Annotated in this window: 13 protein-coding genes, 1 tRNA gene, 3 rRNA genes and 1 other annotated feature; of the genes, 7 read left to right on the top strand and 10 right to left on the bottom strand. The window is 54.9% G+C overall.

What is annotated here, in order from left to right; genetic code table 11:
* The 3 genes from MMW58_RS07290 (at position 1) to MMW58_RS07280 (ending at position 4,493) form a co-directional block, all read left to right on the top strand.
* Positions 1–2,658, top strand: a complete 2,658-nt coding sequence (locus MMW58_RS07290; protein WP_133601142.1) for a bifunctional acetate--CoA ligase family protein/GNAT family N-acetyltransferase — start codon at positions 1–3, stop codon at positions 2,656–2,658.
* Between the two features lie 114 nt (positions 2,659–2,772).
* Positions 2,773–4,128 (top strand): CDP-diacylglycerol--serine O-phosphatidyltransferase, encoded by a 1,356-nt coding sequence (gene pssA / locus MMW58_RS07285; protein ID WP_159237920.1) that lies wholly within the window; start codon positions 2,773–2,775, stop codon positions 4,126–4,128.
* A gap of 41 nt (positions 4,129–4,169) precedes the next feature.
* On the top strand, positions 4,170–4,493 hold the full coding sequence (locus MMW58_RS07280; protein WP_128877418.1) for a YfiM family lipoprotein: 324 nt from the start codon (positions 4,170–4,172) through the stop codon (positions 4,491–4,493).
* 3 nt (positions 4,494–4,496) lie between these two features.
* Here MMW58_RS07280 and MMW58_RS07275 read toward each other — a convergent pair whose 3' ends face one another.
* The 8 genes from MMW58_RS07275 to rluD form a co-directional block, all read right to left on the bottom strand.
* Positions 4,497–5,795, bottom strand: coding sequence for an MFS transporter (locus MMW58_RS07275; RefSeq protein WP_045856417.1), 1,299 nt, complete (start codon positions 5,793–5,795; stop codon positions 4,497–4,499).
* A gap of 512 nt (positions 5,796–6,307) precedes the next feature.
* A 5S ribosomal RNA gene (gene rrf / locus MMW58_RS07270) occupies positions 6,308–6,423 on the bottom strand.
* Positions 6,424–6,519: 96 nt separating this feature from the next.
* Positions 6,520–9,427 (bottom strand): 23S ribosomal RNA (locus MMW58_RS07265).
* Positions 9,428–9,643: 216 nt separating this feature from the next.
* Positions 9,644–9,719, bottom strand: a tRNA-Glu gene (locus MMW58_RS07260).
* An 84-nt stretch (positions 9,720–9,803) separates the two neighbouring features.
* Positions 9,804–11,343: ribosomal RNA gene (locus MMW58_RS07255) — 16S ribosomal RNA — on the bottom strand.
* Together the 16S, 23S and 5S rRNA genes with 1 tRNA gene alongside form the textbook arrangement of a ribosomal RNA operon.
* A 465-nt stretch (positions 11,344–11,808) precedes the next feature.
* Positions 11,809–14,382 (bottom strand): ATP-dependent chaperone ClpB, encoded by a 2,574-nt coding sequence (clpB, locus tag MMW58_RS07250; RefSeq protein ID WP_095105646.1) that lies wholly within the window; start codon positions 14,380–14,382, stop codon positions 11,809–11,811.
* Positions 14,383–14,510: 128 nt separating this feature from the next.
* Complete coding sequence (gene yfiH, locus MMW58_RS07245; protein ID WP_241723011.1) at positions 14,511–15,242, bottom strand: purine nucleoside phosphorylase YfiH; 732 nt, start codon at positions 15,240–15,242, stop codon at positions 14,511–14,513.
* Complete coding sequence (gene rluD, locus MMW58_RS07240) at positions 15,239–16,219, bottom strand: 23S rRNA pseudouridine(1911/1915/1917) synthase RluD (RefSeq protein WP_241723010.1); 981 nt, start codon at positions 16,217–16,219, stop codon at positions 15,239–15,241. Before rluD ends, yfiH begins: the two co-directional genes overlap by 4 nt.
* A 131-nt stretch (positions 16,220–16,350) precedes the next feature.
* Here rluD and bamD point away from each other — a divergent pair, with 131 nt between their 5' ends.
* From bamD to pheA, 4 genes are all read left to right on the top strand, one after another.
* Positions 16,351–17,088 carry an outer membrane protein assembly factor BamD gene (gene bamD / locus MMW58_RS07235; RefSeq protein ID WP_041146779.1) on the top strand — a complete coding sequence of 246 codons (738 nt, stop codon included), beginning with the start codon at positions 16,351–16,353 and terminating at the stop codon, positions 17,086–17,088.
* Between the two features lie 272 nt (positions 17,089–17,360).
* Positions 17,361–17,696 (top strand): ribosome-associated translation inhibitor RaiA, encoded by a 336-nt coding sequence (gene raiA / locus MMW58_RS07230; protein ID WP_045855684.1) that lies wholly within the window; start codon positions 17,361–17,363, stop codon positions 17,694–17,696.
* Positions 17,697–17,817: 121 nt separating this feature from the next.
* Positions 17,818–17,942, top strand: a sequence feature (Phe leader region).
* A complete protein-coding gene (gene pheL / locus MMW58_RS07225; protein WP_121497579.1) occupies positions 17,819–17,866 on the top strand; it encodes a pheA operon leader peptide PheL in 48 nt (15 codons plus the stop codon). (Overlaps the previous feature by 48 nt.)
* A gap of 90 nt (positions 17,943–18,032) precedes the next feature.
* A complete protein-coding gene (gene pheA, locus MMW58_RS07220) occupies positions 18,033–19,193 on the top strand; it encodes a bifunctional chorismate mutase/prephenate dehydratase (protein ID WP_241723009.1) in 1,161 nt (386 codons plus the stop codon).
* Here pheA and MMW58_RS07215 read toward each other — a convergent pair.
* The gene (locus tag MMW58_RS07215) at positions 19,190–20,062 is read right to left on the bottom strand and encodes an SMP-30/gluconolactonase/LRE family protein (protein ID WP_241723008.1); all 873 of its coding nucleotides are present in this window, start codon (positions 20,060–20,062) and stop codon (positions 19,190–19,192) included. The genes pheA and MMW58_RS07215 overlap by 4 nt on opposite strands.
* A gap of 66 nt (positions 20,063–20,128) precedes the next feature.
* Positions 20,129–21,250 carry a bifunctional chorismate mutase/prephenate dehydrogenase gene (tyrA, locus tag MMW58_RS07210; protein WP_241723007.1) on the bottom strand — a complete coding sequence of 374 codons (1,122 nt, stop codon included), beginning with the start codon at positions 21,248–21,250 and terminating at the stop codon, positions 20,129–20,131.
* Positions 21,251–21,256 lie beyond the last annotated feature (6 nt).

Genomic DNA, 21,256 nt, shown 5'->3' with positions numbered 1-21,256 from the left:
ATGAGCCAACGAGGCCTGGAAGCACTATTGCGGCCAAAATCGATCGCCGTCATTGGCGCGTCAATGAAACCACAGCGTGCCGGTTATCTGATGATGCGCAACCTGCTGGCCGGCGGCTTTAACGGCCCGGTCCTGCCGGTCACTCCGGCATGGAAAGCCGTTCAGGGCGTGCTGGCCTGGCCGACTATCGATAGCCTGCCGTTTACTCCCGATCTTGCCGTACTCTGCACCAACGCCCGGCGAAACCTTGAGCTACTTGAGGCGCTGGGGCAAAAGGGCTGCAAAACCTGCATTATCCTCTCCTCGCCGCCGGAGCAGTATCCGGCGCTGCTCGAGCGTGCCGCCCGCTATCAGATGCGGCTGCTGGGCCCAAACAGTCTCGGGCTGCTGGCGCCCTGGCAAGGGCTGAATGCCAGCTTTTCACCGGTGCCGATTCGCCGGGGCAAGCTGGCGTTTATCTCCCAGTCCGCGGCGGTGTCGAATACTATTCTTGACTGGGCGCAGCAGCGCGAGATGGGCTTCTCATACTTTATTGCGCTGGGCGACAGCCTGGATATTGACGTTGACGATCTGCTCGACTTCCTCGCCCGTGATAGCAAAACCAGCGCCATTCTGCTCTATCTCGAACACCTCAGCGACGCTCGCCGCTTTGTTTCCGCGGCCCGAAGCGCATCGCGCAATAAGCCGATCCTGGTGATTAAAAGCGGGCGCAGCCCGGCGGCGCAAAAGCTGCTGCACGTTAACTCGGGCATGGACCCGGCCTGGGACGCCGCGATTCAGCGCGCGGGCCTGCTGCGGGTGCAGGATACCCATGAGCTCTTCTCCGCCGTCGAGACGCTGAGCCATATGCGCCCGCTGCGGGGCGAGAAATTAATGATAGTCAGCAACGGCGCGGCCCCTGCGGCGCTGGCGCTGGACGAACTTTGGCTGCGCAACGGCAAGCTCGCGTCGCTAAGCGATGAGACCGGCGACAGGCTGCGGCAGGCGCTGCCGGGAAGTATCGACATCGCTAACCCGCTGGATCTGCGCGACGATGCCAGCAGCGAGCACTATCTCAAGGCGCTCAACGTGCTGCTGGATAGCCAGGATTATGATGCCCTGCTGGTCATTCACTCTCCGAGCGCGGCCGCGCCGGGAACCGAAAGCGCGCTGGCGCTGATTGACGCCTTAAAACACCATCCGCGCGGCAGGTACGTTACGGTGCTGACGAACTGGTGCGGCGAATATTCGTCTCAGGAAGCCCGACGCCTGTTCAGCGATGCGGGTCTGCCAACCTACCGTACGCCGGAAGGCACCATCACCGCCTTTATGCATATGGTGGAGTACCGACGTAACCAGAAGCAGCTGCGTGAAACGCCGGTGCTTTCGGATACGGTGACGGCCAACACTGCAGAAGCCCATACGCTGCTGCAGCGGGCCATCACCGAAGGCGCAAGTACCTTAGATACCCACGAAGTCAGCCCCGTGCTGCGCGCCTATGGCATCCATACACTGCCGACGTGGATTGCCGCCGACAGCGCCGAGGCGGTGCACATCGCCGAACAAATTGGCTACCCGGTCGCGCTGAAGCTGCGTTCCCCGGATATTCCGCACAAGTCAGAAGTTCAGGGCGTAATGCTCTATCTGCGTACCGCCGCCGAAGTACAGCAGGCGGCGGATGCTATTTTTGACCGGGTCAAAATGACCTGGCCGCAGGCGCGCATTCATGGCCTGCTGGTACAGAGCATGGCGAATCGCGCCGGAGCGCAGGAGCTGAGGGTAGTCGTTGAACAGGATCCGGTTTTCGGCCCGCTGATTATGCTGGGTGAAGGCGGCGTCGAATGGCGCGCGGAAGATCAGGCCGCCGTCGCCCTGCCGCCGCTCAATATGAATCTGGCCCGCTATCTGGTGATCCAGGCGATCAAAAGCAAAAAGATCCGTGGCCGTAGCGCCCTGCGCCCGCTGGATATCTCCGGCTTAAGCCAGCTGCTGGTTCAGGTGTCGAACCTTATCGTCGACTGCCCGGAGATCCAGCGGCTGGACATCCACCCTCTGCTGGCGTCCGGCAACGAGTTTACCGCCCTCGACGTGACGCTAGGCCTTGCCCCGTTCACCGGCGATAGCGAAAGCCGGCTGGCGATACGCCCTTATCCCCAGCAGCAGGAGGAGTGGGTGGTGTTGAAAAATGGTGAACGCTGCCTGTTCCGCCCAATATTGCCCGAAGATGAACCGCAGCTGCTGGCCTTTATCGCTCAGGTGACCAAAGAAGATCTCTATTACCGCTACTTCAGCGAGATCAATGAATTTACTCACGATGATTTAGCCAATATGACGCAGATCGACTACGATCGAGAAATGGCCTTTGTTGCGGTACGCGCGAGCGCAGAGGGAGATGAGATCCTCGGCGTTACGCGCGCGATTTCCGATCCCGACAACATTGATGCGGAATTCGCCGTCCTGGTCCGCTCTGATCTGAAGGGTTTAGGTTTAGGCCGCCGGCTGATGGAAAAGCTAATTACCTATACGCAAAGCCACGGCCTGCAGCGGTTAAACGGGATCACAATGCCCAATAACAGGGGCATGATTGCGCTTGCCAGGAAGCTTGGCTTTAAGGTGGATATTCAGCTGGAAGACGGGATTGTCAGCTTGTCCCTGCAATTTCCAGCGCAACAATCATAAACTGACGACCGCAATTGTTGACCACTTTAGCGGGTAGTAATGTTATTATTGCCCGCTTACGTCGTCTGCATGGTACAGAAGACCCTTCAATAAACAGAGAAGAAACGCACTGTGATGTTGTCAAAATTTAAGCGCAATAAACATCAACAACACCTTGCCCAACTCCCTAAGCTTTCTCAGTCAGTTGATGATATCGAGTTCTTTTACGCTCCCGCAGATTTTCGGCAAGCGTTACTGGCAAAGATAGCTCACGCCACCCAGCGTATTTGCATTATTGCGCTCTATCTGGAGCAAGATGATGGCGGCAAAGGAATTCTGCAGGCCCTCTATGACGCCAAACGCCAGCGTCCAGAATTAGATGTTCGTATCCTGGTTGACTGGCACCGCGCCCAGCGCGGGCGCATTGGCGCTGCGGCAGCCAACACCAACGCCGACTGGTACTGCCGCATGGCGCAGGAAAATCCTGGCGTTGATATCCCGGTTTACGGCGTGCCGGTGAATACCCGCGAAGCCCTCGGCGTACTGCATTTTAAAGGTTTCATCGTTGATGACTGCGTGCTCTACAGCGGCGCCAGCCTGAACGATGTTTATCTTCATCAGCACGATAAGTATCGCTATGACCGCTATCAGTGCATTCGCAACGGCAAAATGGCCGACGTGATGTTCGACTGGGTCGAGCATAATCTGGTCGAAGGCCGCGGCGTGAACCGCCTCGACAGACCCGATCGCCCAAAAAGCCCGGAAATTAAAAATGATATCCGTCAGTATCGCCAGGAACTTCGGGATAGCGGCTATCATTATGTCGGCGATGCGGAAAACGATCGTCTGTCGGTAACGCCGCTGGTCGGCCTCGGTAAATCAAGCCTGCTCAACAAAACCATCTTCCATCTGATGCCCTGCGCGGAACGGAAGCTGACTATCTGTACGCCGTACTTTAACCTTCCGGCTCTGCTGGTGCGTAATATCATCCAGCTGCTGCGTAGCGGGAAGACGGTAGAAATTATCGTCGGCGATAAGACGGCGAACGACTTTTATATTCCTGAAGATCAGCCGTTTAAGATTATCGGCGCGCTCCCCTATCTGTATGAGATCAACCTGCGCCGCTTCCTGAGCCGGCTACAGTACTATGTCAACACCGATCAGCTGATTGTCCGTTTGTGGAAGGATGACGATAACAGCTATCACCTGAAAGGCATGTGGGTTGATGACGAATGGATGCTGCTGACCGGCAATAATCTTAATCCGCGCGCCTGGCGCCTCGATCTGGAAAACGCCATTCTTATCCACGATCCGCAGCACCAGCTTGGCGCGATGCGTGAAAAAGAGCTGCATCTGATTCGCCAGCATACGACGGTGGTTAAACACTATCGCGACCTGCAAAGCATCGCCGAGTATCCGGTAAAAGTGCGTAAGCTGATTCGCCGCCTGAGGCGCATCCGTATCGACCGGCTTATCAGCCGTATTCTCTGAATTTCAGCCCCGCTTCGCCGGGGCTTTTTTATGGGATCGTTATGCGTAAAGTCATCATCATCGCTCCTCTGCTGCTGAGCGGCTGTAGCCATATGGCCAATGATTCATGGCGCGGCCAGGATAAGGCCCAGCACTTTCTCGCCTCAGCCATGCTCTCCGCAGCGGGTAACGAATACGCGCAGCACCAGGGTTACAGCCGCGATCGCAGCGCCGCCATCGGCTTTATGTTTTCGGTAAGCCTGGGCGCATCGAAGGAGCTGTGGGATAGCCGCCCGGCGGGGAGCGGCTGGAGCTGGAAAGATTTTGCCTGGGACGTGGCCGGCGCCACAACCGGTTACGCGGTGTGGCAGCTGGCGCATCAGTAATATCTACAGGCGTAATCCCTTGCCCTTACGGTGCAGCATCAGGGAGACGAAGAAAGCTAACGCTCCCATGACGGTGACATACCAGTAAAACGCGTGTTCTGCTCCGACTGATTTTAACAGCAATGCGACATATTCAGCCGAGCCACCGAACAGCGCATTAGCGACCGCGTAGGATAACCCCACGCCCAGTGCACGTACCTGAGCCGGGAACATCTCCGCCTTCAAAATACCGCTGATCGAGGTATAGAAACTGACGATCAGTAAGGCGCACATAACCAGCGCGAATGCTGCATACGGTGAAGTGACATTTTGCAATGCGCTCAGAATCGGTACCGTAAAGAGGGTCACGAGTACGCCGAAACAGAGCATTGAGGTTCGCCGGCCAATCCTGTCCGATAGCGCACCAAATAGCGGCTGAGCCAGCATATAGAAAAACAGGGCAGCGGTCATAATCATGCTGGCCGTACTGGCGCTCATTCCTGCCGTATTGACCAGGTATTTCTGCATGTAGGTCGTAAAGGTATAAAAGCTTAGCGAGCCGGCGGCGGTAAAGCCCAGCACCATCATGAATGCCCGGCGATTGCGCCACAATCCTTTAAAGGATCCTGCTTCTTTCAGCGCCCGGGTCTCCTGCTGCGAAGTTTCATCCAGCTGACGTCGGAGCCATAGCGCCACTACCGCCAGTACGGCTCCCAGCGCAAAAGGAATGCGCCATCCCCAGGCGTGCAGCTGTTCATCGCTGAGAACCTGCTGCAGCGCCACCACCACCAGGACCGCCAGCAGCTGCCCGCCGATAAGCGTTACGTACTGGAAGGATGCGTAGAAGCCTTTCTTCCCCTCAACGGCAACCTCACTCATGTAGGTTGCACTGGTCCCGTATTCACCGCCGACTGAGATCCCCTGGAAAAGACGGGCCAGCAGCAGGAGTACGGGGGCCCATGTGCCGATCGTCGCGTAGCCCGGCAGGCAGGCAATAACCAGCGAGCCCATGCACATCATGCACACCGAGATAAGCATCGAGGTTTTGCGGCCACGGCGATCGGCAATACGGCCAAACAGCCATCCGCCAATTGGGCGCATCAGAAAGCCGGCGGCGAATACGCCTGCGGTTTGTAGTAGCTGGGTGGTGGTGTTTCCTGAGGGGAAGAAGATATGCGCAAAATAGAGAGAGCAGAATGAGTAGACATAAAAATCAAACCATTCGACCAAATTCCCCGAGGATGCTCCAACAATCGCCCATATGCGACGGCGGGTATCAGCGTGTTTCAGCGATCCCCGTTCGTTAATACTGCTTTCTACCATTGTCATTCTGCTCCAGCAAAGACTGCAATCTGTCTCGTCGGGCGTACCACGTCACTTAGACAAATCAATTAGTAAAACAAATGTTATATAATTGTTATATTTTTATATGTGATTTATCTCACATTTATTTTCGCCATGCGGGTATTCGGAATGAACGATAAAGCAGGAGCGGGGATAGAGTGAAATATGGGGGTGAGGCGGCGACAGTAGGCTTTTATGTTGCAACTCATCAGCAGATGAGATCGCCCAGCGCCCGATCCGGGCGGCGTCCGGCCGCTTTTCATGAACCGCAGACAACAAAAAAACCCCATGCTTTCGCATGAGGTTTTTCTGTTTGTTTGATGCCTGGCCGTTGTATGCCGGGCCTCCTGCCCGCCACCCTCCGGGCAGCACGGCGTACTGTGCAAATTCGTTCCCGACGAATTTGTCCTACTCAGGAGAGCGCTTACCGACAAACGTCAGACAACAAAAAAACCCCATGCTTTCGCATGAGGTTTTTCTGTTTGTTTGATGCCTGGCAGTTCCCTACTCTCACATGGGGAGACCCCACACTACCATCGGCGCTACGGCGTTTCACTTCTGAGTTCGGCATGGGGTCAGGTGGGACCACCGCGCTGTTGCCGCCAGGCAAATTCTGTTTACCAACACGCCTTAAGGCCTGTCAGTTAATCTGTATCAGCTGAAAATCTCTCAAATTCACCACACCAAACAGCTTTGGCGTTGTAAGGTTAAGCCTCACGGTTCATTAGTATCGGTTAGCTCAACGTATCGCTACGCTTACACACCCGACCTATCAACGTCGTCGTCTTCAACGTTCCTTCAGGACTCTCAAGGAGTCAGGGAGAACTCATCTCGGGGCAAGTTTCGTGCTTAGATGCTTTCAGCACTTATCTTTTCCGCATTTAGCTACCGGGCAATGCCATTGGCATGACAACCCGAACACCAGTGATGCGTCCACTCCGGTCCTCTCGTACTAGGAGCAGCCCCCCTCAATTCTCCAGCGCCCACGGCAGATAGGGACCGAACTGTCTCACGACGTTCTAAACCCAGCTCGCGTACCACTTTAAACGGCGAACAGCCGTACCCTTGGGACCTACTTCAGCCCCAGGATGTGATGAGCCGACATCGAGGTGCCAAACACCGCCGTCGATATGAACTCTTGGGCGGTATCAGCCTGTTATCCCCGGAGTACCTTTTATCCGTTGAGCGATGGCCCTTCCATTCAGAACCACCGGATCACTATGACCTGCTTTCGCACCTGCTCGCGCCGTCACGCTCGCAGTCAAGCTAGCTTATGCCATTGCACTAACCTCCTGATGTCCGACCAGGATTAGCTAACCTTCGTGCTCCTCCGTTACTCTTTGGGAGGAGACCGCCCCAGTCAAACTACCCACCAGACACTGTCCGCAACCCGGATCACGGGTCTACGTTAGAACATCAAACATTAAAGGGTGGTATTTCAAGGTTGGCTCCACGCAGACTGGCGTCCACGCTTCAAAGCCTCCCACCTATCCTACACATCAAGGCTCAATGTTCAGTGTCAAGCTATAGTAAAGGTTCACGGGGTCTTTCCGTCTTGCCGCGGGTACACTGCATCTTCACAGCGAGTTCAATTTCACTGAGTCTCGGGTGGAGACAGCCTGGCCATCATTACGCCATTCGTGCAGGTCGGAACTTACCCGACAAGGAATTTCGCTACCTTAGGACCGTTATAGTTACGGCCGCCGTTTACCGGGGCTTCGATCAAGAGCTTCTCCTTACGGATAACCCCATCAATTAACCTTCCGGCACCGGGCAGGCGTCACACCGTATACGTCCACTTTCGTGTTTGCACAGTGCTGTGTTTTTAATAAACAGTTGCAGCCAGCTGGTATCTTCGACTGATTTCAGCTCCACGAGCAAGTCGCTTCACTTACCATCAGCGTGCCTTCTCCCGAAGTTACGGCACCATTTTGCCTAGTTCCTTCACCCGAGTTCTCTCAAGCGCCTTGGTATTCTCTACCTGACCACCTGTGTCGGTTTGGGGTACGATTTGATGTTACCTGATGCTTAGAGGCTTTTCCTGGAAGCAGGGCATTTGTTACTTCAGCACCGTAGTGCCTCGTCGTCACACCTCAGCGTTAACAAGAGTCCGGATTTACCTAAACTCTCCGCCTACATGCTTAAACCGGGACAACCGTCGCCCGGCTAACATAGCCTTCTCCGTCCCCCCTTCGCAGTAACACCGAGTACAGGAATATTAACCTGTTTCCCATCGACTACGCCTTTCGGCCTCGCCTTAGGGGTCGACTCACCCTGCCCCGATTAACGTTGGACAGGAACCCTTGGTCTTCCGGCGAGCGGGCTTTTCACCCGCTTTATCGTTACTTATGTCAGCATTCGCACTTCTGATACCTCCAGCAACCCTCACAGGCCACCTTCAACGGCTTACAGAACGCTCCCCTACCCAACAACGCCTAAGCGTCGCTGCCGCAGCTTCGGTGCATGGTTTAGCCCCGTTACATCTTCCGCGCAGGCCGACTCGACCAGTGAGCTATTACGCTTTCTTTAAATGATGGCTGCTTCTAAGCCAACATCCTGGCTGTCTGTGCCTTCCCACATCGTTTCCCACTTAACCATGACTTTGGGACCTTAGCTGGCGGTCTGGGTTGTTTCCCTCTTCACGACGGACGTTAGCACCCGCCGTGTGTCTCCCGTGATAACATTCTTCGGTATTCGTAGTTTGCATCGGGTTGGTAAGTCGGGATGACCCCCTAGCCGAAACAGTGCTCTACCCCCGAAGATGAATTCACGAGGCGCTACCTAAATAGCTTTCGGGGAGAACCAGCTATCTCCCGGTTTGATTGGCCTTTCACCCCCAGCCACAAGTCATCCGCTAATTTTTCAACATTAGTCGGTTCGGTCCTCCAGTTAGTGTTACCCAACCTTCAACCTGCCCATGGCTAGATCACCGGGTTTCGGGTCTATACCCTGCAACTTAACGCCCAGTTAAGACTCGGTTTCCCTGCGGCTCCCCTATACGGTTAACCTTGCTACAGAATATAAGTCGCTGACCCATTATACAAAAGGTACGCAGTCACCTGACAAATCAGGCTCCCACTGCTTGTACGTACACGGTTTCAGGTTCTGTTTCACTCCCCTCGCCGGGGTTCTTTTCGCCTTTCCCTCACGGTACTGGTTCACTATCGGTCAGTCAGGAGTATTTAGCCTTGGAGGATGGTCCCCCCATATTCAGACAGGATACCACGTGTCCCGCCCTACTCTTCGAACTCACAGAATGTGCATTTTAGTGTACGGGAGTATCACCCTGTACCCTGCGACTTTCCAGACGCTTCCACTAACACACAAACTGATTCAGGTTCTGGGCTGCTCCCCGTTCGCTCGCCGCTACTGGGGGAATCTCGGTTGATTTCTTTTCCTCGGGGTACTTAGATGTTTCAGTTCCCCCGGTTCGCTTCGTTAAGCTATGTATTCACTTAACGATAGTGTGTCGAAACACACTGGGTTTCCCCATTCGGAAATCGCCGGTTATAACGGTTCATATCACCTTACCGACGCTTATCGCAGATTAGCACGTCCTTCATCGCCTCTGACTGCCAGGGCATCCACCGTGTACGCTTAGTCGCTTAACCTCACAACCCGAAGCTGTTTCGTAAAACAGTCGTGTTGTGAAAATTTGAGAGACTCGAACACACCGCTTTTCCTTTCTTATTACGGAGAAAGGAAACAGTGTGTCGTTTCAATTTTCAGCTTGATCCAGATTTTTAAAGAGCAAATATCTCAAACATAACTCACTGAGTTAGTTTTGAGATATGGAGGTCGGCGACTTTCACTCACAAACCAGCAAGTGGCGTCCCCTAGGGGATTCGAACCCCTGTTACCGCCGTGAAAGGGCGGTGTCCTGGGCCTCTAGACGAAGGGGACACTGAAGTCTCAATCGCAAGACGCCTTGCTATTTACTTTTCATCAGACAATCTGTGTGAGCACTACAAAGGCAGGTTCTTCAGGTAAGGAGGTGATCCAACCGCAGGTTCCCCTACGGTTACCTTGTTACGACTTCACCCCAGTCATGAATCACAAAGTGGTAAGCGCCCTCCCGAAGGTTAAGCTACCTACTTCTTTTGCAACCCACTCCCATGGTGTGACGGGCGGTGTGTACAAGGCCCGGGAACGTATTCACCGTGGCATTCTGATCCACGATTACTAGCGATTCCGACTTCACGGAGTCGAGTTGCAGACTCCGATCCGGACTACGACATACTTTATGAGGTCCGCTTGCTCTCGCGAGGTCGCTTCTCTTTGTATATGCCATTGTAGCACGTGTGTAGCCCTACTCGTAAGGGCCATGATGACTTGACGTCATCCCCACCTTCCTCCAGTTTATCACTGGCAGTCTCCTTTGAGTTCCCGGCCGAACCGCTGGCAACAAAGGATAAGGGTTGCGCTCGTTGCGGGACTTAACCCAACATTTCACAACACGAGCTGACGACAGCCATGCAGCACCTGTCTCAGAGTTCCCGAAGGCACCAAAGCATCTCTGCTAAGTTCTCTGGATGTCAAGAGTAGGTAAGGTTCTTCGCGTTGCATCGAATTAAACCACATGCTCCACCGCTTGTGCGGGCCCCCGTCAATTCATTTGAGTTTTAACCTTGCGGCCGTACTCCCCAGGCGGTCGACTTAACGCGTTAGCTCCGGAAGCCACTCCTCAAGGGAACAACCTCCAAGTCGACATCGTTTACAGCGTGGACTACCAGGGTATCTAATCCTGTTTGCTCCCCACGCTTTCGCACCTGAGCGTCAGTCTTTGTCCAGGGGGCCGCCTTCGCCACCGGTATTCCTCCAGATCTCTACGCATTTCACCGCTACACCTGGAATTCTACCCCCCTCTACAAGACTCTAGCCTGCCAGTTTCGGATGCAGTTCCCAGGTTGAGCCCGGGGATTTCACATCCGACTTGACAGACCGCCTGCGTGCGCTTTACGCCCAGTAATTCCGATTAACGCTTGCACCCTCCGTATTACCGCGGCTGCTGGCACGGAGTTAGCCGGTGCTTCTTCTGCGAGTAACGTCAATCGACAAGGTTATTAACCTTATCGCCTTCCTCCTCGCTGAAAGTACTTTACAACCCGAAGGCCTTCTTCATACACGCGGCATGGCTGCATCAGGCTTGCGCCCATTGTGCAATATTCCCCACTGCTGCCTCCCGTAGGAGTCTGGACCGTGTCTCAGTTCCAGTGTGGCTGGTCATCCTCTCAGACCAGCTAGGGATCGTCGCCTAGGTGAGCCATTACCTCACCTACTAGCTAATCCCATCTGGGCACATCTGATGGCATGAGGCCCGAAGGTCCCCCACTTTGGTCTTGCGACGTTATGCGGTATTAGCTACCGTTTCCAGTAGTTATCCCCCTCCATCAGGCAGTTTCCCAGACATTACTCACCCGTCCGCCGCTCGTCACCCGAGAGCAAGCTCTCTGTGCTACCGCTCGACTTGCATGTGTTAGGCCTGCCGCCAGCGTTCAATCTGAGCCATGATCAAACTCTTCAATTTAAGTTTGATGCTCGTGAATTAAACTTCGTAATGAATTACGTATGTTCACTCAGAGACTTGGTATTCATTTTTCGTCCGAGGACGTTAAGAATCCATGTCACTTTGAGTGCCCACACAGATTGTCTGATAAATTGTTAAAGAGCAGTTGCGACGCGCTTTAGCGCTCTGTCGCGAGGTCCCGTATATTACGTTTTCCTCATTCAGAGTCAAGCGTTTATTTTGCTTTTCTCTGTCGGCTTTCGCGGCTGATATTCAGCGCTGAAGCCTTCTGACCCGGCGGCGTGTTGGCCGTTGTTCCGTGTCAGTGGAGGCGCATTATAGGCGGTAATTCTGAGGTGACAAGTATAAATTCAAAAAAACAATTCAATCGGTTACTTTTCACACAAAATCACGTTCAGGCTTTAATTCTTGCCTGGTTTTTAAACAAAAACGAGCCCGTCGGGCCCGTTTTTGTCGTTTTGTGATTTACTGCACTGCCACTATCCGGTCATCTTTCACCACCAGTTGCACTTCTTTACCGGGAATAAGTTCGCCGGAAAGGATTTGCTGCGCCAGCGGGTTTTCGATCTGCTGCTGGATGGCTCGTTTTAACGGCCGCGCCCCGTACACCGGATCGTAACCGTTCGCGCTGAGCAGCTTCAGCGCCTCATCGGACATGCGCACTTCATAGCCACGCTCTTCCAGACGTTTATACAGACGCTGCAGCTGAATCTGTGCAATAGAGGCAATATGTTTTTCACCCAGCGGGTGGAATACCACAACCTCATCTATACGGTTGATGAATTCCGGACGGAAGCTTTGGCTAACAACGCCCATAATCACATCTTTCATATGACTATAATCCAGCTCACCGAACCGCTCCTGAATCAGATCGGAGCCGAGGTTAGAGGTCATAATGACTACCGTATTACGGAAATCGACCGTTCTCCCCTGTCCGTCCGTCAAGCGCCCATCATCCAGCACCTGCAGCAGAATGTTGAACACGTCAGGATGCGCTTTTTCGACCTCATCCAGCAAAATCACCGAATAAGGACGACGGCGTACGGCTTCCGTCAGATAGCCGCCCTCTTCATAACCGACGTATCCCGGAGGCGCACCCACCAGCCGCGAGACGGAGTGTTTCTCCATAAACTCGGACATATCGATACGCACCATCGCGTCATCGCTATCGAACATGAAGTTCGCCAGCGTTTTACACAGTTCGGTTTTACCGACACCGGTCGGCCCAAGGAACAGGAACGAGCCGATAGGACGGTTAGGGTCGGACAAGCCGGCACGGCTACGGCGAATAGCGTTAGAGACCGCTTCAACCGCCTCGTTCTGACCAATCACCCGACTGTGCAGTTCCTGCTCCATGCGCAGCAGCTTTTCACGCTCGCCTTCCATCATTCGCGCGACCGGAATGCCGGTCCAGCGCGCCAGAACTTCAGCAATTTCCGCATCCGTTACTTTATTACGCAACAGACGCATCGTTTTACCTTCAGACTGCGTGGCCGCTGCCAGCTGTTTTTCCAGCTCCGGGATTTTGCCGTACTGCAGCTCTGACATCCGGGCCAGGTCGCCAACGCGTCGCGCCTGCTCGATGGCAATTTTTGCCTGTTCCAGCTCGGCTTTAATCGTCTGAGTTCCGGAGAGGGACGCTTTTTCCGCCTTCCACTCCTCTTCTAATACGGAATACTGACGCTCTTTATCCGCCAGCTCTTCATTCAGCATATCCAGACGCTTCAGGCTTGCCTCATCGGCTTCTTTCTTCAGCGCCTGCTGCTCCAGCTTGAGCTGAATAATACGCCTATCGAGTCGGTCAAGCTCTTCCGGCTTCGAGTCAATCTGCATACGAATGCTGGAAGCGGCTTCATCGATCAGGTCAATCGCTTTATCCGGCAGCTGGCGGTCGGCAATGTAGCGATGCGACAGAGTTGCGGCCGCGACGATCGCCGGATCGGTGATCTGCACATGGTGATGCAGCTCATAGCGCTCTTTTAAGCCGCGCAGAATCGCAATGGTGTCTTCCACCGAAGGTTCGGCCACGAAGACTTTCTGGAAACGCCGCTCCAGGGCCGCATCTTTTTCAATATATTGCCGATACTCATCGAGGGTAGTCGCACCGACGCAGTGCAGTTCACCACGTGCCAGCGCGGGCTTCAGCATATTACCTGCATCCATCGCGCCGTCCGCTTTACCCGCGCCCACCATGGTATGCAGCTCATCGATAAACAGAATGACGTTGCCTTCCTGCTTCGAGAGATCGTTCAGCACGCCTTTCAGACGCTCTTCAAACTCGCCGCGATACTTAGCACCTGCCACCAGCGCGCCCATATCCAGCGCCAGTACCCGCCGGCCTTTTAGCCCTTCCGGTACTTCGCCGTTGACGATACGCTGCGCCAGCCCTTCGACGATAGCCGTTTTACCGACGCCAGGTTCACCGATAAGCACCGGGTTGTTTTTAGTGCGCCGCTGCAGTACCTGAATAGTACGGCGAATCTCTTCATCACGACCGATAACCGGATCCAGCTTGCCCTGTTCAGCACGCTCGGTCAGATCGACGGTAAATTTTTTCAATGCCTGACGTTGGTCTTCGGCACCCTGATCGTTCACGCTTTCACCTCCACGCATTTGTTCAATCGCCTGAGTCACATTGGCGGTTGTTGCACCGGCAGATTTCAACAGATCGGTTAGCGTACCGCGTGATTCAAGCGCCGCCAGAACGAACAGTTCCGACGAAATAAAGTTATCCTTCCGCTTTTGCGCCAGCTTGTCGCAAAGGTTCAGAATACGCACCAGATCCTGGGACGGCTGCACGTCGCCGCCGGTGCCTTCCACCTGCGGTAAACGGCTCAAGGCCTGAGTAATACTGGTGCTTAACTCGCCGGCGTTAATGCCCGCAGAAGTTAATAAAGGACGTACAGATCCCCCTTCCTGATTAAGCAAGGCGCTCATTAGATGAAGAGGTTCGATGAATTGGTTGTCGTGCCCTAGCGCGAGCGACTGGGCATCGGCAAGAGCAAGCTGGAATTTATTGGTAAGACGGTCCAGACGCATAACTCCTCCCATAACAGGTCAAATTTGCTACTGGAGATTAAATGAGGTCATCCCTCAATTATTCAAGGTTAAAGACCTGAACTATGCGAAAAATAAGTCTGCCTTCCGGACCGTCTTGATGCACCAGGTTATATCAGCCAGATAAAACTAGCCATACGACCCGTCGTCTTATCACGGCGATAAGAGAAAAAATCGTCCTTTTCGCTTAGCGTACAGCGATCGCCGCCGAAGATTTGCTCCACGCCAACGTTGGCCAGGCGCTGACGAGCCAGCTGATAGATATCGGCAAAGTATTTCTCACCGACCGGACGAAAAGCGCTGTCGGCCTTCGCGTCTTTACTCATAAAGGCTTCGCGAACTTCCGCGCCGACTTCAAAAGCCTCGGGACCGATAGCCGGCCCGAGCCACGCCAGAATATTATCCGGCTTATCAGCGAAGCAGGCGACCGTTTCCTCCAGCACACCGTCGCATAGTCCGCGCCAGCCCGCGTGGGCCGCCGCCACTTCGGTACCGGCACGGTTGCAAAAAAGCACCGGCAGGCAGTCAGCGGTCATCACGGCGCAAACGGTGCCCGGCGTATTACAGTATGACGCATCCGCGCGTTTTGACGCATACGGCCCGCCGTCGAGTTTCAGCACCGCCGTACCGTGAACCTGTTCGAGCCACACCGGATACGCGGGGAGCCCGCCTGCGGCAAACATCCGCCGGCGGTTTTCCTCAACGTCCGGCAGATTGTCTCCGCAATGGGCGCCCAGATTAAGCGAGCCATACGGAGGCAGGCTGACGCCGCCAACGCGCGTGGAGCTACAGGCCGCCACGCTTTCCGGCATTGGCCACTGCGGTACAATCAGTTTAGTCATAGCCAGTCAATACGATCCTTATGCTCTTCATAATCGGCGCGCATGGCATCGATCAGCACAACCATATCCTGAGGGATCGGCGCATGCCATTCCATCTCAATACCGCTAACCGGGTGATACAGACGCAGCATGGTGGCGTGCAGAGCCTGACGATCGAACTGGCGCAGTGCGGTAATGAACTCCTCTGACGCCCCTTTCGGCGGACGTGGACGGCCGCCGTATACCTGATCGCCAACCAGCGGATGGGTGATATGCGCCATGTGTACGCGGATCTGGTGAGTACGGCCGGTTTCCAGACGCAGGCGCAGGCGCGTATGAATACGGAAATGCTCCATAATGCGGTAATGCGTTACCGCCGGTTTACCCATCGGGTGCACCGCCATATGCGTACGCTTGGTCGGGTGACGACTAATCGGTTCTTCTACCGTACCGCCAGACGTCATGTGACCAATCGCTACCGCTTCGTATTCGCGGGTAATTTCGCGCAGCTGCAGCGACTCCACCAGACGCGTTTGCGCCGGGATGGTTTTCGCCACAACCATCAGGCCGGTGGTGTCTTTATCCAGGCGGTGGACAATGCCCGCACGCGGAACATCGGCAATCGCCGGATAGTAGTGCAGCAGCGCATTCAGCACAGTACCGTCAGGATTGCCCGCCCCCGGATGGACGACCAGGCCGCGCGGCTTATTGATCACGAGGATGTCGTCATCCTCGTAGACGATATTGAGCGGAATATCCTGCGGTTCGAAGCGCACATCTTCTTCGATTTCAACATCGATAGAGACGCTTTCTCCCCCTAAAACTTTCTCTTTCGGCTTGTCGCTGACAGCGCCGTTTACCAGCACTCGCTGGTCAAGGATCCATTCTTTTATGCGCGAACGCGAATAATCCGGGAACATTTCGGCCAAAGCCTGATCTAAGCGTTGCCCGAGTTGATTTTCGGACACCGTTGCGGTGAGTTGTACTCGTTGTGCCATATACAGCTTCTTCGTTTAACGTTGGGTTTTACGGCTTTGCCGTATAATATAGTGTGCTATTGTAGCTGGTCTTAATCGGGAGCAGGAACAGAGATTCTCCCGCATAAACATTTTGAGGAAGTCAAAACGTCATGACGCGCATGAAATACCTGGTGGCAGCTGCCACACTGAGCCTGGCTTTGGTGGGTTGCTCCGGCTCAAAGGAAGAGGTGCCTGATAATCCGCCGAATGAAATCTACGCGACTGCCCAGCAAAAACTGCAGGACGGTAACTGGAAACAGGCAATAACGCAACTGGAAGCGTTGGATAATCGCTATCCGTTCGGCCCTTATTCCCAACAGGTACAGCTGGACCTGATTTATGCGTACTACAAAAATGCCGATCTGCCGTTAGCTCAGGCGGCCATCGACCGCTTTGTTCGTCTGAACCCGACCCATCCTAACATTGATTACGTCATTTATATGCGTGGTCTGACAAATATGGCTCTGGATGATAGTGCGCTGCAAGGATTCTTCGGGGTCGATCGCTCCGATCGCGACCCCCAGCACGCACGCGATGCCTTCAATGACTTCTCGAAGCTGGTGCGCGGCTATCCGAACAGCCAGTATTCGACCGACGCCTACAAACGTATGGTGTTCCTGAAGGATCGTCTGGCTAAGTACGAACTGTCGGTGGTTGATTACTATACCGACCGCGGCGCGTGGGTTGCCGTCGTAAACCGCGTTGACGGCATGCTGCGTAGCTATCCGGATGCGCAGGCTACCCGCGACGCATTGCCGAAAATGGAAAACGCCTATCGCCAGATGCAAATGAACGCACAGGCAGACAAGGTGGCCAAAATTATCGCGGCTAACGGCAAAAACACCTGATCGCTTTTGAGGTAAGCAAAACGGCAGCCCTGGGGCTGCCGTTTTTTTATTCATCAGAGCTATACGCTGAAGCGTTTTAGCGTCAAGTCATCCCATCAAATATGACGCTCTTTCCCGCGTTCGACAAGTAAAATCTCCCCCGTTCCTGTCCTGCCTCACAAATTGCATTCGTTGACAAAAAGTGACATTAAAATGTGATTTATATCACGCATTTTGACATTGGGCGAGGTATGCTGAGTTCACCAAGACGGGAAAGACAAGAGGTAAAATTTATGACAATGAACATTACCAGTAAACAAATGGAAATTACTCCGGCTATTCGCCAGCATGTCGCAGACCGTCTCGCCAAATTGGATAAATGGCAAACCCACTTAATCAACCCGCACATCATTCTCTCCAAGGAGCCGCAAGGTTTTGTCGCTGACGCAACCATCAATACGCCAAACGGTCACCTGGTTGCCAGCGCGCGAAGTGAAGATATGTACGCCGCGATCAACGAATTAATCAACAAGCTGGAACGGCAGCTGAACAAAGTGCAACACAAAGGGGAAGCCCGCCGCGCCGCAACATCGGTGAAAGAGGCAGGCTTTGTGGAAGAAGAAGAGTAATCCTGAACTTTACTGTCCTTAACTTAATATTGTGTAACGCCACGCGCCTTCGGGCGCGTTTTTTATTGACAGGATGAAAACAGTCCGGGTACTGTAATCCCAGCTGATTAAAGGAATTTATCTTGAAACTACTGCCGTTCTTCTTCGCATTCTTTTTTACCTTCCCCTAATTGGGAGGCAATTCGTCGTGTGATAAAGAATGCGAAGACGAACTACAAGGCCTCCCACCAGGGAGGCCTTTTTTATTTATGCCCGCTATTTTTCAGGCTGCACGCGCGCTGTCGGTGGCTCGAACGATTTAGGGTATCTAAACCAATAACAAGAAAGGCAACACATATGACCGAGGAAAATCCATTACTGGCCCTGCGCGATAAGATAAGCGCCCTGGATGAGAAGCTGCTCGCGCTGCTGGCAGAGCGTCGCGGGCTGGCTGTCGAAGTCGGCAAGGCCAAGCTGGCATCGCATCGCCCGGTACGCGATATCGACCGCGAGCGTGACCTGCTGGAGCGCCTGATGACCCTGGGCAAAGCTCACCATCTGGACGCGCACTACATCACCCGCCTGTTCCAGCTGATCATTGAGGATTCCGTGCTCACCCAGCAAACCCTGCTGCAGCAGCACCTGAATAAGATCAACCCGCATTCAGCGCGCGTCGCTTTTCTGGGGCCAAAAGGGTCATATTCGCACCTTGCCGCGCGGCAATATGCGGCCCGCCATTTCGAACAGTTTATCGAAAGCGGCTGCGCCAAGTTTGCGGATATCTTCGACCAGGTTGAAACCGGCCAGGCTGACTACGCGGTAGTGCCGATCGAAAACACCAGCTCCGGCGGGATCAACGACGTCTACGATCTGCTGCAGCACACCACCCTGTCGATCGTTGGTGAACTGACGATCCCTATCGATCACTGCGTCCTGGTTGCCGCCTCTACCGATCCGCAGCAAATTACTACCGTCTACAGCCATCCTCAGCCGTTCCAGCAGTGTAGCCAGTATCTGAGCCGCTATCCGCACTGGAAAATCGAATACACCGAAAGTACCTCGGCGGCAATGGAGAAAGTCGCGCAGGCCAAATCGCCAACCATCGCGGCGCTGGGCAGCGAAGCCGGCGGTGCGCTGTACGGACTGCAGGTGCTTGAACACTGTGAGGCCAACCAGACGCAAAATATCACCCGCTTCCTGGTACTGGCGCGCAAGGCGGTGAACGTCTCCGATCAGGTTCCGGCAAAAACCACCCTGCTCATAGCGACCGGCCAGCAGGCGGGTGCGCTGGTAGAAGCGCTGCTGGTACTGCGCAACCACAACCTGATCATGACCAAGCTGGAGTCGCGCCCAATCTACGGCAACCCGTGGGAAGAGATGTTTTATCTGGATATCCAGGCCAACCTGGAATCCATCCCCATGCGCAAGGCGCTCAAGGAGCTGGCGGAGATCACCCGCTCAATGAAGGTACTGGGCTGCTATCCAGGCGAAAACGTGGTGCCCGTCGAGCCCATCTAACGCTCGATAAACGCCCGCTTCTTCATCCCTGCCACCGCAACCGGCAGGGTGAAGATCGCGCCGGAGAGCGGATATTTCGCCACTTCATCCCCAGCCATGTTTTCCCGGGTGGTGGTGATAAACAGCGTACGCATATCTGCCCCGCCAAAACAGACCATCGTCGGGCAGCGTACCGGCAGACGGTACTCTTCCAGCTGTTCGCCGGTCGGCGAGAAGCGGGCTATACGCCAGCCGTCAAACATCGCGCTCCAGTAGCACCCTTCGACATCGATAGCCGCACCGTCAGGAATACCTTCCCCCGGCTGAAAGCGCCGGAAAACCTCACGCCTGCCCGGCTCGCCCTGCTCATCCAGCGGCGTACGGTAGATAACGGCATTCGGCGTATCGGAGGTATACATCCAGCGCCGGTCCTCGCTAAAGGCGAGGCCGTTAGCGCCGTGGATATCGCACTGGATGACCCGCGGGGTAAGATCGCTGTCAATACGCACCAGAAGCGCGCCGTTATAATCTCCCGGCGCCCAGAAGGTGCCGGCATAAAAGCGCCCGTCGCGATCGGTCCCGCCGTCGTTAAAACGGGCCAGCTGCGGGTTGCTTGGGTTATCGCAGATTTTGCGACGCAGCAGGCCGCGCGCATCGGTTAACCAGATAGCGCTGCGCAGCGCCACGATAAAGCCGCCCTTCTCGCGCAGCGCAAAGCAGCCGACCTCTTCAGGAAACTGCAGGACCTGATGTTCACCGCTGTGCATCTCGTAACGGTGAATTTCGCCCGCCATAATATCGGCCCAGTATAGAGCTTGCTCAGCCTCATTCCAGGTCGGGCATTCCGGCAGGTGTCCGGCGTAATCAAACAGCGGTTGTGGTTCAGCCATCGTTTTCATCCCTATAAAAAAAGCCAGCGGGTTGCCCCTCTGGCTTTGATTATATACGGTTTTCAGCTACTGCCGATTATCATTCGCCTGGCGCAGCAGCGTACGGCTTTCGCTCTGGAAGCGCTGGGCATAATCGCCAAACCAGTGCTCAACTTTGCGGAAGCTGTCGATAAACGCCTGCTTATCTCCCTGCTCCAGCAGGCCAATCGCCTCGCCAAAACGCTGGTAGTAGCGCTTAATCAATGCCAGGTTACTCTCCGACGACATAATGATGTCGGCGTAGAGCTGCGGATCCTGGGCGAACAGCCGGCCCACCATCGCCAGTTCAAGGCGGTAAATCGGTGACGACAGCGCCAGCAGCTGCTCCAGACGAACATTCTCTTCCGCCAGGTGCAGGCCATAGGCAAAGGTCGCAAAGTGGCGCAGAGCCTGAATAAAGGCCATGTTCTGATCGTGCTCAACGGCGCTGATGCGATGCAGACGGGCGCCCCAAACCTGAATTTGCTCAAGGAACCACAGATAGGCTTCCGGCTGGCGGCCGTCGCAGTAGACCACAACCTGCTTGGCGAGGCTACCGCTGTCCGGACCGAACATCGGATGTAAGCCCAGCACCGGGCCATTATGCGCCGCCAGCATCGCCTGCAGCGGCTCCGCTTTAATTGATGCCAGGTCAACCAAAATGCAGTCCGCCGGCAGCGAAGGCAGCCGGGCAATCGTTTCAGCCGTGGTATGAATAGGGACGCTGACGATCACCATCCCGGCGTCGGCAACAATCTCCGTCGCCCGCGGCCAGTCTTCTTTCTCCAGAATACGTACCCGGTAGCCTGAAAGCGTCAGCATCTTCTCGAACAGGCGCCCCATCTGCCCGCCGCCGCCGACAATCACCACCGGCCGCAGGTTCGGACAGAGGGTTTTAAAACCTTTGTCGTTTTCGCTGGAATAGGACTCGCGCATCACGCGGCGCAGCACGTCTTCAATCAGATCCGGCGGCACGCCGAGCGCGGCCGCCTCTTCGCGGCGGGAGGCCAGCATCGCCGCCTCCCGCTCCGGGACGTAAATGGGCAGGCCGTATTTGCTCTTGACCTCTCCCACTTCCGCCACCAGCTCCAGGCGCTTAGCCAGCAGGCTCAGCAGCGCCTTATCAACTTCATCAATTTGATCGCGCAACGCGGTCAGTTCAGCAACCATACTATC

Source organism: Klebsiella sp. HC6 (genome assembly GCF_022605325.1).
Classification (GTDB): Bacteria; Pseudomonadota; Gammaproteobacteria; order Enterobacterales; family Enterobacteriaceae; genus Klebsiella; species Klebsiella terrigena.
This window is presented reverse-complemented; position numbering and strand designations above follow the sequence as displayed.

What these genes read in the sequence shown, in the direction of transcription:
- MMW58_RS07290 (WP_133601142.1), top strand. Translation starts at nt 1, where the DNA reads ATGAGCCAACGAGGCCTGGAAGCACTATTGCGGCCAAAATCGATCGCC.
- pssA (WP_159237920.1), top strand. Translation starts at nt 2,773, where the DNA reads ATGTTGTCAAAATTTAAGCGCAATAAACATCAACAACACCTTGCCCAA.
- MMW58_RS07280 (WP_128877418.1), top strand. Translation starts at nt 4,170, where the DNA reads ATGCGTAAAGTCATCATCATCGCTCCTCTGCTGCTGAGCGGCTGTAGC.
- MMW58_RS07275 (WP_045856417.1), bottom strand. Translation starts at nt 5,795, where the DNA reads ATGGTAGAAAGCAGTATTAACGAACGGGGATCGCTGAAACACGCTGAT.
- clpB (WP_095105646.1), bottom strand. Translation starts at nt 14,382, where the DNA reads ATGCGTCTGGACCGTCTTACCAATAAATTCCAGCTTGCTCTTGCCGAT.
- yfiH (WP_241723011.1), bottom strand. Translation starts at nt 15,242, where the DNA reads ATGACTAAACTGATTGTACCGCAGTGGCCAATGCCGGAAAGCGTGGCG.
- rluD (WP_241723010.1), bottom strand. Translation starts at nt 16,219, where the DNA reads ATGGCACAACGAGTACAACTCACCGCAACGGTGTCCGAAAATCAACTC.
- bamD (WP_041146779.1), top strand. Translation starts at nt 16,351, where the DNA reads ATGACGCGCATGAAATACCTGGTGGCAGCTGCCACACTGAGCCTGGCT.
- raiA (WP_045855684.1), top strand. Translation starts at nt 17,361, where the DNA reads ATGACAATGAACATTACCAGTAAACAAATGGAAATTACTCCGGCTATT.
- pheA (WP_241723009.1), top strand. Translation starts at nt 18,033, where the DNA reads ATGACCGAGGAAAATCCATTACTGGCCCTGCGCGATAAGATAAGCGCC.
- MMW58_RS07215 (WP_241723008.1), bottom strand. Translation starts at nt 20,062, where the DNA reads ATGGCTGAACCACAACCGCTGTTTGATTACGCCGGACACCTGCCGGAA.
- tyrA (WP_241723007.1), bottom strand. Translation starts at nt 21,250, where the DNA reads ATGGTTGCTGAACTGACCGCGTTGCGCGATCAAATTGATGAAGTTGAT.